This window comes from Saccharothrix isguenensis (assembly GCF_052936305.1).
This window is the reverse complement of record NZ_CP193626.1, coordinates 1070339-1087661: the sequence shown is the minus strand read 5'-3', so window position 1 is coordinate 1087661 and position 17323 is coordinate 1070339. Positions and strand designations below refer to the sequence as shown.

Annotated in this window: 15 protein-coding genes and 2 pseudogenes; 8 read left to right on the top strand and 9 right to left on the bottom strand. The window is 69.0% G+C overall.

Features of this window, described 5'->3' with window-relative positions; translation table 11 throughout:
• The first annotated feature begins 65 nt into the window (after nucleotides 1-65).
• Entirely contained in the window at nucleotides 66-749 is a 684-nt protein-coding gene (locus tag ACRAKI_RS05315) for a dihydrofolate reductase family protein (protein WP_447005921.1), read from the top strand.
• Between the two features lie 51 nt (nucleotides 750-800).
• Here ACRAKI_RS05315 and ACRAKI_RS05310 read toward each other — a convergent pair whose 3' ends face one another.
• From ACRAKI_RS05310 to ACRAKI_RS05290, 5 genes are all read right to left on the bottom strand, one after another.
• Nucleotides 801-2021, bottom strand: a complete 1221-nt coding sequence (locus ACRAKI_RS05310) for a cytochrome P450 (RefSeq protein ID WP_447008339.1) — start codon at nucleotides 2019-2021, stop codon at nucleotides 801-803.
• A gap of 70 nt (nucleotides 2022-2091) precedes the next feature.
• Nucleotides 2092-2883 carry an ABC transporter permease gene (locus ACRAKI_RS05305; RefSeq protein ID WP_447005920.1) on the bottom strand — a complete coding sequence of 264 codons (792 nt, stop codon included), beginning with the start codon at nucleotides 2881-2883 and terminating at the stop codon, nucleotides 2092-2094.
• Complete coding sequence (locus ACRAKI_RS05300) at nucleotides 2880-3836, bottom strand: ATP-binding cassette domain-containing protein (RefSeq protein WP_447005919.1); 957 nt, start codon at nucleotides 3834-3836, stop codon at nucleotides 2880-2882. The genes ACRAKI_RS05305 and ACRAKI_RS05300 overlap by 4 nt, the downstream gene beginning before the upstream one ends.
• Before the next feature lie 24 nt (nucleotides 3837-3860).
• Nucleotides 3861-4706, bottom strand: coding sequence for a DUF4097 family beta strand repeat-containing protein (locus ACRAKI_RS05295; RefSeq protein WP_447005918.1), 846 nt, complete (start codon nucleotides 4704-4706; stop codon nucleotides 3861-3863).
• A gap of 117 nt (nucleotides 4707-4823) precedes the next feature.
• Complete coding sequence (locus ACRAKI_RS05290; RefSeq protein ID WP_447005917.1) at nucleotides 4824-5342, bottom strand: YlcI/YnfO family protein; 519 nt, start codon at nucleotides 5340-5342, stop codon at nucleotides 4824-4826.
• A 261-nt stretch (nucleotides 5343-5603) separates the two neighbouring features.
• On the opposite strand from ACRAKI_RS05290, the gene ACRAKI_RS05285 reads away from it, so the two are divergent.
• The 3 genes and pseudogenes from ACRAKI_RS05285 (at nucleotide 5604) to ACRAKI_RS05275 (ending at nucleotide 7147) form a co-directional block, all read left to right on the top strand.
• Complete coding sequence (locus ACRAKI_RS05285; RefSeq protein WP_447005916.1) at nucleotides 5604-6140, top strand: hypothetical protein; 537 nt, start codon at nucleotides 5604-5606, stop codon at nucleotides 6138-6140.
• Between the two features lie 303 nt (nucleotides 6141-6443).
• Nucleotides 6444-6575 (top strand): annotated as a pseudogene (locus ACRAKI_RS05280) (hypothetical protein); the annotation flags it as partial.
• A gap of 38 nt (nucleotides 6576-6613) precedes the next feature.
• Nucleotides 6614-7147, top strand: a complete 534-nt coding sequence (locus ACRAKI_RS05275; protein WP_447005915.1) for a GmrSD restriction endonuclease domain-containing protein — start codon at nucleotides 6614-6616, stop codon at nucleotides 7145-7147.
• Between the two features lie 171 nt (nucleotides 7148-7318).
• On the opposite strand, the gene ACRAKI_RS05270 is transcribed toward ACRAKI_RS05275, so the two are convergent.
• From ACRAKI_RS05270 to ACRAKI_RS05255, 4 genes are all read right to left on the bottom strand, one after another.
• A complete protein-coding gene (locus tag ACRAKI_RS05270) occupies nucleotides 7319-9574 on the bottom strand; it encodes a tetratricopeptide repeat protein (protein WP_447005914.1) in 2256 nt (751 codons plus the stop codon).
• A 139-nt stretch (nucleotides 9575-9713) separates the two neighbouring features.
• Entirely contained in the window at nucleotides 9714-10325 is a 612-nt protein-coding gene (locus ACRAKI_RS05265; RefSeq protein ID WP_447005913.1) for a DUF6879 family protein, read from the bottom strand.
• Entirely contained in the window at nucleotides 10318-10587 is a 270-nt protein-coding gene (locus ACRAKI_RS05260; protein ID WP_316037092.1) for a hypothetical protein, read from the bottom strand. The genes ACRAKI_RS05265 and ACRAKI_RS05260 overlap by 8 nt, the downstream gene beginning before the upstream one ends.
• 400 nt (nucleotides 10588-10987) lie before the next feature.
• Complete coding sequence (locus ACRAKI_RS05255; RefSeq protein WP_447005912.1) at nucleotides 10988-11149, bottom strand: hypothetical protein; 162 nt, start codon at nucleotides 11147-11149, stop codon at nucleotides 10988-10990.
• Between the two features lie 546 nt (nucleotides 11150-11695).
• Here ACRAKI_RS05255 and ACRAKI_RS05250 point away from each other — a divergent pair.
• From ACRAKI_RS05250 to ACRAKI_RS05235, 4 genes and pseudogenes are all read left to right on the top strand, one after another.
• Nucleotides 11696-13453 carry a hypothetical protein gene (locus tag ACRAKI_RS05250; RefSeq protein ID WP_447005911.1) on the top strand — a complete coding sequence of 586 codons (1758 nt, stop codon included), beginning with the start codon at nucleotides 11696-11698 and terminating at the stop codon, nucleotides 13451-13453.
• A gap of 340 nt (nucleotides 13454-13793) precedes the next feature.
• Nucleotides 13794-14156 (top strand): hypothetical protein, encoded by a 363-nt coding sequence (locus ACRAKI_RS05245; RefSeq protein ID WP_447005910.1) that lies wholly within the window; start codon nucleotides 13794-13796, stop codon nucleotides 14154-14156.
• Nucleotides 14153-15313 carry a hypothetical protein gene (locus ACRAKI_RS05240; protein ID WP_447005909.1) on the top strand — a complete coding sequence of 387 codons (1161 nt, stop codon included), beginning with the start codon at nucleotides 14153-14155 and terminating at the stop codon, nucleotides 15311-15313. The genes ACRAKI_RS05245 and ACRAKI_RS05240 overlap by 4 nt, the downstream gene beginning before the upstream one ends.
• Nucleotides 15314-16109: 796 nt before the next feature.
• Nucleotides 16110-17153 (top strand): annotated as a pseudogene (locus tag ACRAKI_RS05235) (serine hydrolase domain-containing protein).
• Nucleotides 17154-17323 lie beyond the last annotated feature (170 nt).

Here is a 17323-nt window from a genome sequence, read left to right as displayed (position 1 = left end):
GGGCCGGCGGCTCCGATCCCCTCCCGAGCGAGCCCGCCGGGCGTCGCCGGGAGGAAGGAACGGCCATGACCAACGTGACCGCGCAGATGTCGGTGTCCCTCGACGGCTTCTACGCCGGACCACGCCACGAGGGCGGCGGCGGCTGGCTGGAGTCCGCGGAGGCCGCCGCGTTCTACCGCGTCACCCACTGGGTGATCAACGCGATGGCGTGGCGGGAGCGGCAGGGCTTCGCCGGTGGGGAGCTTGACGTCAACTCCGACGTCGTGCAGGAGACGTTCGACGCCGCAGGCGCGTACGTCATGGGACGGCGCATGGCCGATGGCGGCGAGGTGCCGTGGGGCGAGGAGCCGCCGTTCCGGGCGCCCGTCTTCGTGGTGACCCACCGCCCGCGCCCGACCTTGGTGCGCGAGGGCGGGACCAGCTTCACCTACGTCACGGACGGCATCGAGAGCGCGGTGGAACAGGCGAAGGCCGTCGCCGGCGGGAAGAACGTCGCGGTGGCCGGTGGCGGCAGCCTGGTGCGGCAGGTGCTGGCGGCCGGTCTGCTGGACGAACTGGAGCTGCACGTCGTGCCGGTCGTGCTGGGCACCGGGATGCGGCTGCTCGACGCCGACCTCCGCCTCGGCGTCAAGGAAGGCATCGAGCTGACCCCGACCAGGGTCCTGCACACCCCGGACGTCACGCACATCCGCTACCGCGTCAAGGGCCGTGCCCCGCTCGTGCTGGACGACCGGGGCCGCGGCGACTGAGACCCGACATCGCCCGTCGGCCTGTGGGGACAGGGCCGACGGGCGACGGCCTCACCGGGCCGACCAGGTGACCGGAAGCTCGTGGACGCCGTAGATGTTCATGTCGGTGCGGAGCCTCACCTCGCCGGCCGGGATGGCGAGCTGGAGGGTCGGGAACCGGCGCAGCAGTCCTTCGAACGCAGCGCGCATCTCGATGCGGGCCAGTTGCTGCCCCAGGCACTGGTGGACACCGTGTCCGAAGGACAGGTGGCCGCGAGCCGCGCGGTGGACGTCCAGGGTGTCGGGGTCGTCGAAGCGCCGGGGGTCGCGGTTCGCGGCCGGCAGCGAGAAGACGACGGTCGACCCCTTGGTGATCGTCTCGCCGCCCAGTTCGACGTCCTCCGTGGCGTAGCGGTAGAAGATGTCGGCCACGGCCAGGTAGCGCATCAGCTCCTCGACGGCGCCGGGCACCAGCTCCGGGTCGGCCCGCAACTCGGCCGCCTGCTCGGGGTGCTCCAAGAGCGCGAACGTGCCCAGGGACAGCATGTTGGCCGTGGTCTCGTGCCCCGCGAGCAGCAGCAGGAAGGCGATCCCGGTCAGCTCCTCGACGGTGAGGTCGTCGTGGCGGGCCAGGTCGGACAGCATGTCCTCGCCGGGCTCGGCGCGCTTGCGCGCGACCAGGTCGCCCAGGTACGCGGTCATCGCGCCGAACGCGGCCATCTTGTCGTCCAGCGTCACGTCCTTCTCCATGAACTTGGAGGAGTTCGACTGGAACGTCCCCCGGTCCGCGTAGGGGACGCCGAGCAGTTCGCAGATCACCAGTGAGGGCACCGGCAGCGCGAATTCCCTGACCAGGTCGATCGGCGGGATCAGCCGCGACATCCCGTCCAGCTGCCGCTCGACGATGTCGATGATGCCCTCTTCGAGCTGCTTCACGCGCTTGACGGTGAACGCGCCGGTGAGCATGCGCCGCAGCCGGGTGTGGTCCGGCGGGTCCATGGAGATGAACAGGCCCGGCATCTGCGGCGACGGTTCGGTCTGCGCCGGCATCCCCGGCGTCTCGAACGGCACGTGGATGATGCCGATGTCCTGGCGGGAGCTGAACCGGGTGTCGGCCAAGAGCCGGCGGACCTCGTCGTAGCCGGTGACGAGCCAGCCCTCGTGGCCGTCGGGGAAGAGCATGGGGCTGACCGGGCGTGCGTCACGGAGCCGGGTGATGTCGCGGGGCGGGTCGAAAGGGCCTGCGTCGCGCTCCATCGGCAGTCCACGCGGGACGGGAACCGTCCGGGTCATCTCGTTGCCCCTGCTGTCTTCCTGCGGAACCTGGTGGTGCTGCATGACTTCTCCCCCTCGGAGCAAGGCGCTAGCGGGTGGACTCGCGGTTGAAGAGCTTCTTCGCCCAGAGGTAGCCGCCGAGTCCGATGACGACGCACCAGCCGAGCGCGAGGACGGCGTTGTTCCCGATCGGCGTGCCCATCAGCAGGCCGCGCAGGGTCTCGATGAGCGGGGTGAACGGCTGGTACTCGGCGAACCAGCGCAGCGCGGTGGGCATCGAGTCGGTCGGGACGAACCCGCTGCCGAGGAACGGGAGCAGGAGCAGCGGTGTGCCGAGGTTGCCCGACGACTCGACGCTCTTGGCGGCCAGGCCCAGTGCGGCGGCCAACCAGATGAACGCGAAGGACATCACCACCAGCACACCGGCGGTGGCGAACCAGTCGCCGACCCCCGCCGAAGGCCGGAAGCCCACGAGCAGCGCGACGCCGATGACGACCGTGACGCTGAGCATCGCCTGGACGAGGCTGCCGACGACGTGTCCGGTCAGGACGGACACGCGGGCGATGGCCATGGTGCGGAACCGGTCGACGATGCCCTCGGTCATGTCCATGGCGACCGAGATGGTGGTGCCCTGGATCGCCGAGGCGATCGTCATCAGGATGATCGCGGGGGTGACGTAGTCGACGTACTCCGCGCGTCCGGCGGAAGCACCGCCGAGCCCGGCGCCGAGCGTGCCGCCGAAGACGTAGACGAACAGAAGCAGGAAGATGATCGGCATCATCACGAGCGTCACCGTCATCGACGGGTACCGCACCATGCGCGTGAGGTTGCGGCGCAGCATCGTGGCCGAGTCGGTCAGTGCGTAGGACAGGGTGCTCACGACGCGGTCACCTCCTCGTTCTCGGGCTTGCCGGTCAGGGCGAGGAAGACGTCGTCCAGGTCAGGGGTGTCCACGCTCAACGACTCGACTTCGACCGAGCTGTCGTCGAGTCGGTCCAGCAGTGCCTTGAGCGACTTGAGGCTGCCGTCGTGCGGAACCCGGAGGGCGAGCGCGTCGCTGTCGCGGGATGCCCGGCCGATGACGTGTGCCGCGGACTCGAGTTCACGGGCGTCGGTGAACCGCAGCAGGACGTGGCCGCCGGGGATGCGCCGCTTGAGGTCGTCGGGGGTGCCTTCAGCGACGATCTTACCGTGGTCGAGCACCGCGATCCGGTCCGCGAGCTCGTCCGCCTCCTCCAGGTACTGCGTGGTGAGGAAGATCGTGACGCCGGCGGCCACCAGCTCACGGACGATCTGCCGCATGCCGCGGCGGCTGCGCGGGTCGAGGCCGGTGGTCGGCTCGTCCAGGAAGATCACCTGCGGTGAGCCGACCAGGGTCATCGCGAGGTCGAGCCGCCGCCGCATGCCGCCGGAGTAGGTGCTCGCCGTCTTCCTGGCCGCTTCGACCAGGTCGAACTGGTCGAGCAGCTCGGCGGCCCGCTGCCGGCCCGCCGCCCGGCCGAGGTGGTGCAGGTCCGCCATCAGGATCAGGTTCTCGTGGCCGGTCAGCAGGTTGTCGACCGCGGAGAACTGGCCGGTGACGCCGATCGCCGCGCGGACGGCGTCGGGATCGGCCGCGACGTCGTGGCCCGCGATGCTCGCGCTGCCACCGTCGGACCCGATCAGGGTGGACAGGATCTTGACCACGGTGGTCTTGCCGGCCCCGTTGGCGCCGAGCAGGGAGAAGACGGTGCCCTTCGGGACGTTCAGGTCGATCCCGTCGAGGACGACGTGGTCTCCGAACGACTTGCGCAGTCCGGTCACCGTGATCGCCGGTCGGGTTGGCGTGGCCATGGGGTGTCCCCTCGAGAGATCAGGTCAGGAACGGCGGACGGTGATGTCGCCGTAGGAGGTGTTCGCGCGGACCTCGACGGTCTCCTCGGACTTCTCCGGTCCTGGGCTGACGTCGTCCAGCGAGTTGCGCACCCGCCCGTGCCCGGTCTTCAGGTCGAGCCACGCGGCGGTGCCCTCGGCGATCCCGATCTCCAGGTCACCGGTCGAGGTGTTCAGCGTGACCGCGCCGCGCGCGATCTCGCCGACGCGGATGCTGCCGTTGGCGGTCTTGGCGTCCACCTTCGCGTCCGCCCGGCCGACCGAGATGTCGCCGTTGGCGGAGCGCACCCGCAGCTCGCCGGTGACCGTGCCGATGTCGGTGTGGCCGTTGGAGTTCTTGACGACGGCGGTGCCGACGACGGCACCGATGTGCACCCGTCCGGTGCCCGTGGCGATGTCGACGTCGCCGTCGACGGCGTCGACCGTGACGTGGCCGAGGGTTTCCAGCCGCAGAGGACCGGTCCGGTCGAGTCGGTAGTGGCCGACCGAGGCCTTGAACCGGCACTCCCCCAGGACCCCGGTGCTGCGGACGTCCGCGACGGACATCTCGCTGTGCACCTGCGAGCCGGCGGGGAGTTCGATCAGCACGTCGACCGACCTGGTCTTCTTGGAGAAGTCGAGGGCGCGGGACTTCAGCCCGCGGATCAGCAGCGCGCCGTCGACGTGCTCGACGCGGGTCTTCCGCGCGGCCTCCACGTCGGACTCGTCGGACTCGTCGCTCGGCCGCACCTCGACGTGGGTGTCGGCCCGGTCGGTCGCGATGATCTGCACGTCCCCGGCGCGGAGTTCGATGGTGACGGTGATCGGTTCCGGAGTGGCGAAAACAGGCATGGCTGTCCCATCAGGATGAGTCGGAAGGACATCCCCGCAGGTGGGGACGTTGAGGTGAAGTGGCTGGAGGTGGCCGGCGGAAGGGCCGGCCGCGTGAAGGTACGGCCGCGTGAAGGGCTAGCGCACCCAGCCGGTGTAGTGCTGCGCAGCGCGCTTGCCGCGCCGCTCGGGGCCGGGGTCGCGCGCGGGGGCCTGGAGGGCGGCCGAGGCGGCCCGGACCAGCCACGCGTTGAGGGACCGGCCCTCCTTCGCCGCCGCCTCCTCGATCGCGGCCTTGAGCTGCTCCGGCAGTCGGACGTTGAACCGCACCGCCGGACCGTCCTCCAGCCCGGCCGCCACGTCGTCGGCCGGCGCGGCGGCGCAGTCGGTCGTGTCTTCGACCGGCTGCTCGACCTGCGGCACCGTCACGACGAAGTTCGGGTCGCGGCCACGCAGTCGGACCTGGACCGAGCCGGGAGCCAGGTCGCGGGTGATCTCGTCGGCAGCGGCCGACAGCGCTTCGAGCAGCGCGAGCCGGATCGCCGACTCCATCGACACGGTCAACCGCTCGATCAGCGCGGCGGCGTCGTCACCACCGGTCTCCGCGACGGTCAGCAACTCGCGACCGAGGGAATCCACGTACGGCGTCAGGTCCATGGCACCACTCTGACACGTCTTGGCACCACACACAAGCCAGTTTGGCTCACTGTGGCACCACGGTGGCTCACGGCGGGGATGAGGTCCGCTTTCGAACGACCCTGCCCGCGCGCCATCGCCCCACAATCACCCGGACATGAAACAGCCCCGTCGAATCCGACAAGCCGGCAACCGAATACGGTCGCCCCCAGTCGGAATTAACGCCGATGCCACCGTGATGGCGGATTGTGAGCGGCTACGCCCACTCTGTACAAAGCTCTCATGAGAGGCACCTGGGGGACCCCGCTCGCCGGCACGCTCATGGGCGTGGCGGCGATGGTGCTCGTGGACCCGCTGCTCCCGCAGTGGTATTGGCCGATCCTGATCGGCGTTCCGGTCGCCGCGCTGAGCGCTTTCCTCTTCGCGCACGGCGTGAACCGGATTCCCGGCGCGTCGCCGAAGGTGGTCGCCGGGTTGACGACGGCGGGACTGGTCCTGGCCATGGTCGTCGTCGTGGTCGGGACGCAGACCCGGGGCGACACGGTGCTGGAGGCGCTCGTGCCGGTCGCGTGGCCCTTCGTCGGGTTCCGCCTGGTAGTGGCGGTGGTGGACCGGTTCACTCCGTCGTTCACCGTCTCCCTGCTGGCCGGGCTCGCCGGGACGGCCGTGTTCTCCGCCGCCATGCCCCTGCTGACCTCCGGCCGCCCGGACCTGTCGATGTGGGACTGCATCGCCCTCGCCGCCGGAGCGCACTGCCTGATGGGCGTTCTGGTCGGAGTCCTGCTCAAGCCCCTTTTCGACACCAGTGCCCGAGCCTGACGAACGCGGGAAGGCCGGAACCGTCCGAGAAGTTCTCGAAGTTCAGCGGGAATTCACAATCCCTTCTTTCGCCGCTGTGCAAGGCGGATATCGAGTCGGTGGCACGCCGTTCGTGAGGTGCGGGTTCGCGGAAGGTGATGTCGGCGTCGAGAATGCGCCGTCCAGCGGAGACGGCACAAGCCGGATCACGTGCGGTGAGATCAGGACGGGGGTGAACGCCACGTCGCACGAAGAGTAGGCCCGCCACGACGTCGTCTCCGTGGCAGCGGGTGAGCACGCGAGGAGCAGCTGGTGGCGGGCGAAATGTTCGACGACCTGCTGGCAGCAACATCCGACAGGGCCCCGCTCGACGCGGCCGATCCGTACTTCCTCGGCAGCATCGTCCTGGTCAAGGCGGACAACGACGCCCGCGCCGAAGTCGTGGACGGTCAGCAACGACTGACGACCCCTGACCCTGCTGCTCAGCGCACTGCGTGGTCGACGCCTTCGCGGCGTCTTTGGACGGGCGCATGTTCCAGAAGGGCGACCCAATCAAGGGAACGGTCGACCAACCTCGACTCACCCTGCGCGAACGTGACCACGCGTTCTTCGAGAAGCACATCCAGGAGCGCGCCGGGATCGCCGGACTGGCATCGGTGGCCACCGACACGCTTCCCGACAGCCGGCGCAACCTCGTCACGAACGCGACCCTGTTCCTCGATCGCCTGTCCGACCTCGCCGCCGAGGACTGCCATCGGCTGGTCTCGTTCATCGACCGGCACACCTACCTGGTCGTCGTCTCGACCCAGGACTTCGAATCCGCTTACCGGATCTTCACCGTCCTGAACGAGCGCGGTCTCGACCTCACCCACACGGACATCCTCAAGTCCGAGATCATCGGCGAGGTCTCCGAACCGGACCAGGACGCCTACACCAAGAAGTGGGGTCCGAGGAGGAGGACCTCTGACGCGCCGACTACAAGGCGACAGCCGGAGCCGACTCCGTCAACCACCTGCTGCGCTGGCTGAACCTGTTGGACAACACCGACTGGGTTCCCCCGCGATCCACTACCTCAGCCGACCCGACGTCGACATCAACGCCCTGGCGTCTCCCTATGCGGCGTGAAGTCGGTCCGCACTCCCAGTACAGGGTCACGACCGTGATCCCGTTCCGCCGGCGCGTGCGAGCCGGTTGGAGCATTAAGGATCGCCTCCTCCGCCTCGGCGGAGTGCGTCGACCTCGGCGCGGTGGCGGTGGGCGGCCGGGTCGTCGAACCCGGTGAACAGGGCTGCGGCCTCGTCGAGGACGGTCGCCGCGGCACGCGCGCCTTCCGTGGCGATCAGGACGGTCCCCAGGTTCCGAAGGGCTACGGCCAACCGCCACTTCTCACCGGATCGACGGAACACGTCCACCGCGTACCGGTGGAACGCGGCGGCATCCGCAGGTCGCCCAGACCGCTGGTACGCCTCGCCGGTGGCGTCCAGGACAGCCGCTTCCCGGACCTGATCGCCCAACTGCCGCTGGAGCGACACCGCGCGCTGGTAGAGGACCAAGGCTTCCTCGGGGTCGCCGAGGGCCAGGTACACCTGTCCGGCCTCCAGTGACCAGAACGCCTCCCACGCCTGGTTCTTGCGATCCCTCGCGATCGACAGCGCGTCGCCGATGAAGCGGTGTGCTCGGTCCGGAATGCCGAGCATGCGGTGCGCGTGGCTCAACCCTCGCAACGCGTCGCCTTCGCCACCGGGGATCGACAGGCGCCGGTACCCGGTCAGTGCGGCGTGGAGCAGGGGGATGGCCTCCTCTGGACGGTCGAGGTCGATGAGGGCGTTGGCGATGTTGTTGGACGCCACTGCTGTCCAGTAACCGTCCGCGAGGTCGTCCGCGATCTGCCGGGATCGCCGGAAGTGCCGCAGCGCCGTGTCCGGTTCGTGGTTGCGCAGGTGCGCCAGGCCGAGCGCGTTGGTGGACGCGAGCTCACCCCGCCGGTCGCCGATCTCCTGCCTGATCGCCAGCGCCAGTGTTTGGTGTTCGATCCCTTTGGTCCGGTTTCCCTGTTGCGTGTGCGCCTTGCCGAGACTTTCCAGCGCGTCCGCTTCGCCGCGGCGATTCCCCGATCGGCGCGCTGCTTCCAGGCCCGCCACGCCGGTCGTGATCCAGTCGTCGAAGTGGTTGTGGCGAGCGTAGATCTCGCGCAGGACGTCGGCCAGGAGCGCCACCGCCTCGTCCCGCCCCCGCTCCTCCAGGACGCCGATCACCGAGCGGAGGTTCCGGCGCTCGCGTTCGTACCAGGCGAAGGCGTCCTCGTGGTTCACGAAGACCGGGGCGGATACTTCCGGGGGCAGCGACGGCAGTTCGCGGGCAGCGGCCTCTGGGATGAGCGCCCGGACCGCGTTCCACACCGCGTGCAGGTACCAGGCGGCAAGGCGTTCCAGCGCCGCCGCCGCCGCTTCCGGCGGTTCCTCGGTTCGCGCCTGGTCCTGCGCGTAGAGCCGGAGCAGGTCGTGGAACTCGTAGCGGTCTGCTGCCGTGCTTTCCAGCAGGTGCGCGCCGGCCAGGTCGTCGAGCAGGCGCCGCACGGTGGGCACAGGTTCGCCGAGCAGCGCCGCGACAGCCGCGGGGCCGAAGTCGTCACCCGGGTACAGGCCGAGCATTCGGAACAGCCGGCTCGCTCCCTTGGACAGCGCCCGGTAGGACCACGCGAAGACGGTGCGGACGGCGTCGCTGTCGTCCGATCCCAGTGCGTCCCACAGGCTGGACTCGTCGCGCAGTTCGGTGATCATGTCCCCCAGGGACGTCTGCGGTTTGCCGATCGCCCGCTCCGCCGCTATGCGCAGCGCCAACGGCAGACGTGCGCACAGCCTGGCCAGTTGTGCCAGGTCTTCGTCGTCGTCCTGGGGGCGGTACTCCTGGATCAGGTCCCGCAGCAACGACACGGCTTCATCGAGGGGCAGGATGTCCAATCGCAGCCGACGCGCGCCGTCCCGGGACACCAGGCCGGCGAGCTTGTCGCGGCTGGTGACCAGCACGAGGCAGCCGGCGGTACCCGGCAGGAGCGGTCTCACCTGGGCAGGTGAGACCGCGTTGTCCAGCAGGATCAGGAACCTGCGTCCCGCGAGGTGCGACCGGAACAACGCCGAGCGCGCGTCCAGGTCGGCCGGCACGAGGTTGCCGGGCACTCCCAACGCGCGCAGGAAGCGGTCGAGTGCCTCGTCCGGGCCAATCGGCAGCCCGGTGTCGTAACCGCGCAGGTTCACGTAGAGCTGACCGTCCGGGAAGTCTCCGGCGACTTGGTGCGCCCACCGCACGGCCAGCGACGTCTTGCCCACACCGGCGGTGCCGACCACCACCCACACCACGACCCGGTCCGCCACTTCCGCCGATGTCAGCGTCAGCAATTGGAGGTCGGCGGAACGGTTGACGAAACCACGCACGTCGGCAGGCAGCTGTCGTGGCATCGGGGTAGTGGGGCGTCGGGACCGGTGGAAGTGCACACCGCCGATCACATCACGGGCTTGGACGACGTCTTCTGCTGATCCGCTCAGGTCGTTGTGCGATTCACCCCGGCCGTGCCTGTCGGGTCTGGTCATGACCCCGTCAGCCCGCCAAGGGCAATTTCCCGGCCACCTCGCGGTCGAAGAACGAGCCGAGTTCTTCACCCTGGTCGTACAGGGAGGCCACGATGTGGCCCCAGTGCCTGACTTCTTCGGGAACCGTGCACCTCACCGCACCGCTCAACACGCCTTCGTCGTCGTAAAGGACCTGGTAGGCGATGGCTCGGCCGAGGAGGAAGAGTTCGGGGAGCACCGTGCCGCCGGTTTCGAGCGGGCGAACCCGGTCGCGCTCGACCACCCGGATCTTCCCGCCTACCTGGTGGCGGACGTGGAGCGAGGTCAACTCCCAGAGCAGGTACGGTGTGATCGGTTTCTCCACCACCCGCACACGACGCACCTCCATACCCATGTCGCTGATCCTGCGCTCGTAGGCGGCGACGTTGGCACGTCCCTCCTCCAGCAGGTCGAGCGACCTCCGCCAGTCGTTGCGCCTGGACGCCTCCCAGCTCTCGTTGGAGGACTCGACGAACTCCTGACGCCGTTCCAGCTTCCAGTTCACACCGCTGTTGTCGTGCCAGAAGTTGTCCTTGAAGTCGTCGAGGTACTCGTCGACGCTCAGCCTGGTGCCGCCCAGGACGGGCTCGGGGTCACTCATCGGCGATGTCCGTCTTGGCTGCTCGCAGCATGACACCGGGGATCACGACGAGTTTCTCGTCCGCGCCGATGTGGACGCCGTCGGGTAAGCGGGATGCGTAGTCCGCTGTGAGGTCTCGGCCGATGACCGCGATGTCGCCGTTGGCCAGCTCCCAGATGTCCGGGCAGGAGGGGTCGTCGTTGGTGACGCCCAACTGGGCGGCTGACCTGCCAAGTCGTTTGGCGAAGTGCGCGACGGGGTCGGCTTCCCAAGGGCGACTCATGAAATCCCCTTGCATTCGAGGTGATCCCGGAAACACTGCATGGCGACACCCTGTACGGGCAACTTCACCCACTTGACAACCGATGCTAGTGAGCATCACATCGCGCCAGTCCGCATAAATGCGGATGCAGCGTCAATCCACCGAAGATGGGACTACTGCACAGCGCAGTTGGAACACATGATCGACGGACGTCACCAGCATCGAGCGCATTTGCCGACTCTCGCCCCTCCATACGGGCGACACACTTCCGGACTACGCACCACTGTCTTGGTCACACCGGGAGTGCCGCACCTCCCTGACCCGAGTGAATCGAACACGCGGTCATGAGCGATCACCACGAGGTGCGGTTTTGGTAGCGGATCCGGCGGAGCACTGTGATCCGGGTGCTGTGCCGGCAGTCCTACCCCGCGCGCGGTTCACCGGCAAACCCGCTGTGGTGGTGCTCGACGAGTTGTCGGTCGACGACATCGCTCGCGAACACCACAACGGCCGGCTTGACACGGCTGCCCAGGTCGAGATCAGGCTGGAACAGCGTCGGTTGCGCAGCCTGCTCGCCGAGCACCGAGCACCGGGCATCCGCGCAGTGCGCCCTCTGCGGCGATTCGTTCGTTCCCACTGGGCGCCCTCGTCGCCGCCCACATCAAGAAGCGGGCCGCGTGCACTGATGCAGAACGCCGTGACCTCGCCAACGTAGCGATGCTCGCGTGCACGTTCGGCTGCGACGCGCTCTACGAATCCGGCTGGATCACCGTCGACGAGAACGGACGCGTACGAACACGACCACCTGATCTTCGAGGCTTGACGTCCGGTCGCACGGTTATTCCGGTCCTGCGGCGAGATCACGCCGTTCCTCACACCTGCCGCCCGCAGCAGCATGCCGACGCCCACGAACCCGCCCTCCCCACTCCGGCATACCCCCAGCCGGCACTTCTCCCGCCCCAAGCAGCGCGGGGAGCGTTCTGCGCCGCCGAGTGCACCCATGCCCGGCAGCAGCCAGTCCGGATGCGACGCCGGCGGATTCGCTGTCCGCAAGGCATTGCGCCGTAGACTCCGGCGGTCAACGCCGACGAGGTCCGGCTGTGGCGCGCGCCCTGCGGGAGGAGATCGCATGCAGGACCCTTCGGACTCGATGAAGATCACCGAGCCTGCGGAGAACGGGCCGAGCGATACCACCGACTCACCTGTTGTCGACGAGTCGACGTCCGACTCGGACATCGACTCGACGGCGACGGCGACGGTCCTGGTGGAAGTGCTCCCAGGGGTGGCTGTCGTCGCCGGTGAGGTCCCGCCGGAGCTGAAGCCCGATCTGATCGACTTCGGGATCGTGCCGGCTGCCGACCGCAAGCAGATCTCGGCGATCCTCGCCTCGATCGGGAACGCATCGACCGTGGTCGGCAATCTCGGAAACGCGTCCGCCGGCGTGCAGGGGCTCTACAGGATCGGCGCCACGGCACGGACCATGCTGGTCAACGGCGCGACGCTCGCCGTCAAGGACGGCGGGAATCTCGGAGCGGTGATGGTTTCCGGCCGCATCGTGCATCAGGCCCGCTTCTACTCCGTGAGTGCGGTGAGCAAGGCGAAGATCGCGGCCTCGGTCGGGCCGGCGCTGGCCATGGTCGCCCTTCAGATGATGCTGAGTGAGGTCTCGGGCCTCGTCAGGACCAACCTCGCGGTGACGAATCAGCTCCTCACCACCATCCGCAAGGACCAGTGGGCCGAGCTGACGGGGCTCGTCGCCGCCATCGACCGCGCGGTCGACCAGGCGCGAGAGATCGAGTCGGTCCCGACGTCCCTGTGGGAGGACGTCGCGGGCAGTGGAGCACTGGTGCAGAAGCAGCTTGAGCTCTACCGGGCGAACGTCCGCGACCACGTCGGGCAAACCGGTCGGGCCGACGCACGCAGCCACCGCGGTTATCTGCAGACGAACGGCGAGGCGATCGCCTTCGACGTCCACGCCCTCCTGTCCTCCCTCAACGCATGGACCGGGTATCACGCGCTTCGCGCCGCAAGGGCGAGAGCCGCTGGGCGCGAAGACGCCGCCGAGGCGCAGTACGCCGAGGTCATCGCGCGCGACACCCGCGCGGAGTTCGACTCCGCTCTCGCCGAGACGACGAGCCTCGTCGACGCGCTGACGCGGGAGCTGCGGATCACCGCCGAGCTCCGCGGCCCCGACGCATGGCCGCTGTTGGGAAAGCGGAAGGACGTGAAGGCAGTCCGCGAAGTCTCCGCCCGGCTCCTGGAGGCGATCCAGCCTCTTGCCGACGCCCTCCACCCGCCGGCCCCTCCGCTCCAGGCTCCGGGCGTCGTCTGCGCACCCGAATCGCTGGATCCAGAGCCGTACCTCGGCATCCTGCGATGGCTCTTCGAGGACGGTGAGGCGCTGCGCGTCCTCGGTTTCTCGGACCAGCTCGACACCCTCGATCCCATTTCCGCGATCGTCGGCGGAGCGATGGAGATGTTGGCCTCAGCGACGGACAAGGCTCCGACGAAGACGCTGGTCGCCGTCACGGATCGCCGCATCATCACGGCCAGGACAAATGCGTTCCTGGAGCAAGCCGAGATCCGTCAGGACATCCCGCTCGACCAGGTGCGGTACGTCCGAGCGACAACCTCGCCGGACCAGAGCTCGCGCTTGGCGATCGACCTCATCACGCGCGACGAGAACATCCGGTGGCTCTTCCACACCGACATCGACAACACTCAAGTGGACGCGCTCGCCGCCGTACTCGCCGAGTCGATGACCATCCCGGACGCTGAACGCGATGAGCTTCAACGGCGGCGCCACGCCTCCATCGAGGCCGGCGAGAAGAGCGAGGGTGCCGGCACGAGGTCTACCGAACCGACTGGATCCGAGGCCACGACCTGACCACCGCCCCGCGAATCAGGGTGCGCGGTTCAGGACGCCCACCAGGGCCCGGTCCCGCCTGACGATCCGAGCGCCGCAGTCACACTCGAGACGCACGAACCGCACCACATCAACCAACTGCGCCCGACAACCGCCGGACGGACGGTTTTCTCCCGGCGTGCCCGGTCCGGCAGCGTCCTGATCCTGCACAACATCACCGGCAGAACGGTCGTCGCCTGGCCACCCTGAATGGCGCAGCCACCCGGCCGCCGCCCAGCGGCTCGACGTTACCCTCACCTCGGCACGGCGCCGGAAGGCGATTCGGCCCGCATAGAGCGACTCCGACTCGAAGGGACGACGAGTGGTGAAGTCCGCGGGGTGCGTGACCGGTCGGTGGCGGATCGTGGAGATGGGCCAGTGGGACCAGAACGCCATCGACCTCATCGAGCCCGGTTTCATCGAGTTCACGCGAGCCGGGACCGGCGATTTCGGCTTCATCGCCGTCCGCGGCGCGATGGACTGCCGCTGGAGCGAGCGTGACGGCCGGCCTTTCGTCGAGTTCACCTGGGAGGGCAACGACGAGACGGACCCTGCCAGTGGGCGCGGCTGGGCAGTCCTCGCCGAAGACCGCACGCTCACCGGGCACCTGTTCATCCACATGGGAGAGGACTCGGGCTTCCGCGCGACGCCATTCCCCGGGACCGGTGCGCGAGGCGGGCGTTGAGCGAGTACCAGTACTACGAGTTCGTCGCGCTGGACCGGCCGCTCGGCGGGAAGGCGCAGGCCGAGGTGCGCGCGCTGTCCACCCGTGCGCGGATCACCGCCACCAGCTTCGTCAACGAGTACGAGTGGGGCGACTTCCGCGGCGACCCAAACCGACTGGTGGAACGCCACTACGACGCGCACCTCTACCTCGCCAACTGGGGAACCCGACGCCTCCTGCTGCGGCTGCCGAGCGGTCTGCTCGACCTGGACGCGGTCGGGCCGTACCTCGTCGACGAGCAGGTCGAGGCCTGGACAACGGACACGCATCTCATCCTCGACCTGCACAACCACGACGAGACCGGCGACTGGGACTACGAGCCGCAGGGAGCACTGTCCGCCATCATCGGCGTCCGGAACGAACTCGCCGCCGGCGACCACCGCGCGCTGTACCTGGCATGGCTTGCCGGGTACGGCAGCTGGGAACGCGACGAGGACGCCTTCGACCGTGACGCCGACGACGACCCGCAACCGCCCGTACCCGCCGGACTGCGCGCACTCACCGCGGCACAGCGCGGGCTGGCCGACTTCCTCCGTCTCGACGACGACCTGCTCGCGGTCGCCGCCGAAGCGAGCCCACCACTGAACGAGACCACAGACGACCCCGAACGCCTCGCCGCCTGGGTGGCGGAGCTACCCGGTGCGGAGAAGGACCGCCTGCTGCTGCGCGTTCTCCAAGACCAGGCCGCGACCGTGCGCATGGAACTGCTGCGCCGGTTTCGCGACCGCACCACCCGGCCTGCCGCCGAACCACAGCGGCGCACCGTGGGCGAACTCCTGGACGAGACGGCGCGCAGGCGTGCCGAACGGCAACAACGGGAAGAGGCCGAGCGCGCCGAGGAGAACGCCCGTCACGAGCGCGATCGAGCCCTCGCCCGCGAACAGCGGCTGGACAAGCTGGCACAGGACGAGCAAGCCGCCTGGACACGCGTCGACGCCCTGATCGCCACCCGCAAACCCAAGGACTACGACGCCGCCGTCGCACTCCTCGTCGACCTGCAAACCGTGGCCGACCGCGAAAACCGACCGCACGACTTCGCCCGACGCCACGCAGCCCTCCGACAGGCGCACCACAACAAGCCCAGCCTCATCGCCCGCTTGGCACGCGTGAACCTGTGACCCGGCCGACGACCCGTCGCCGGCATCACCCGTCCCGATGATCGACCGCCGCGGCGTGGCTCCGCTCTGCGTGGTGGCCGACGAACCGGCACCGGTCCGTCTAGGAGGTGCCCACCTGCAGTGGAACAGAGCGCCTGGCTCCCGAGCGCCATCGACGGCCCATTCCAGCCACGGGCCGGCAGACCGACCGGTGGCGCAGCGGCGTTACTTCGGTTCGGCGCCTTGGAGTAGCGCAGGACGGCGGTGACGCGTCGGTGGGCCCGGTCGTCGGGTACGAGGTCGAGCTTCGCGAAGATGCTGCGGATGTGCACGCCGAGCCAGACCAGGACGGCCAGCGCGAGCAGCGCTGTGCCGAGGCCGCCGACCAAGCGCGCGATAGCGTCGAACGACGCCCGCAGGCGCTTCCGCACCTGTGTCATGCCACCCCCGGCCGAACCTGAACCGATCAACACGACCCCGTGGAGCACGCGAATCGAGCCGCCCGTCGTGGCTTGCCCGTTTGAACGACAGCCTCGGGCGCCACCACCACCCCGGTTGTCCAGCGGGCTGGATTGTCCACTCGGGTGGAGGTGAGCAGCTTGGATCCAGCCGGTCATCCCAAGACCGACGTCCGCCGAGCCCAGGAGTCTTCTGCCTTGTTCACGTCCCCTTACCAGCAGATCGACCTTCCTCCTGGCGGTACCGCCGCGTGGTCACCGCAACGGCGGCGGTGGTGCTCGCGGCGGGTGCTCTCGCGTTCACCGACCCGATCCCGACCGCGCAGGCCGAGCCCCGCCGTGATGCGGTCCAGCAGGGCATGGACAAGCTCGTCGGTGCCGACCGGCATCCCGGGGCGCTGGCCGCCGTTCGGGACCGGCGCGGTCGAACCCACCACTACACGGCCGGGGTAGGTGACCTGGGGACCGGCGGCAAGGTGCCGACGAACGGCAGGGTGCGGATCGGCAGCGCGAGCAAGATGTCCGCCTCCGTCGTCGTGCTGCAGCTCGTCGGTGAGGGCAGGGTGTAACTCGACGCGTCGATCGAGGAGTACCTGCCGGGCCTGGTGCGGGGCGAAGGTGTGGACGCCACCAGGATCACGGTCGGCCAACTGCTCCAGCACAACAGTGGCCTGCCGAACTACACCGACTCGATGTTCGAGACCAGGGGCGACTTCCTGCTGTACCAGCACGTCTACTTCGAACCCCGGGAACTGCTCGGCCTGGCGAACGCCAGGGAGGACGGGCGTGCCGCCGGCGGCGGTTGGTCCTACAGCAACACGAACTACCTCCTGGCCGGCCTGATCGCCCAGCGGGTCACCGGCCGCCCGTTCAACGAGCTGGTGACCACCAGGGTCATCCAGCGGATCGGTCTGCGCGACACGCACGCGCCCGCGGTCGGCGAACAGGACATCCGCGGCCGGCACCCCAGGGGTTACCAGCGCGATCCGGCGACCGACGAGCTGGTCGACTTCACGCGGATGGACCCGAGCTGGGGTTGGGCGGCCGGTCACCTGTTCTCCACGCCGGGCGACCTCACCACCTTCCTGCGCGCGCTGCTGGACGGGAAGTTGCTCGAACCGGCCCAGCTGGCCCAGATGCGCACCACCATCCCGACGGGCCCGCAGTCGGGCCCGGAGTCGGGCCCGGAGTACGGGCTCGGCTTGTTCAGCATGCCGTTGAGCTGCGGAGGGGTCGCGTGGGGGCACGGCGGTGACATCCCGGGCTACTCGACCGCCAACGCGGCCACCGATGACGGTCGTGCGGCGACCGTCGTGGTCACCTCGCTCACCGGGTCGGTGAAGGACGACTCCGTCGCCGCGGACCGGGGCGCACTCGTCGACGCCGCGCTGTGCGCGAACTGACGCCCGAGCCCTCGCCGTTGTCGTACCCCTGGGCGCAGCCCGTCGATCAAGGATCGTCGGAGGTGGTGCTGGCTGTACCGGAGGTGTCCAGCACGGGGGGTCGTGGGGCGTTGGGACGGTGACAACACTGAGTGGCGTCAGTGCAAAGCGTCAATGGGAGAGTGTCCTTT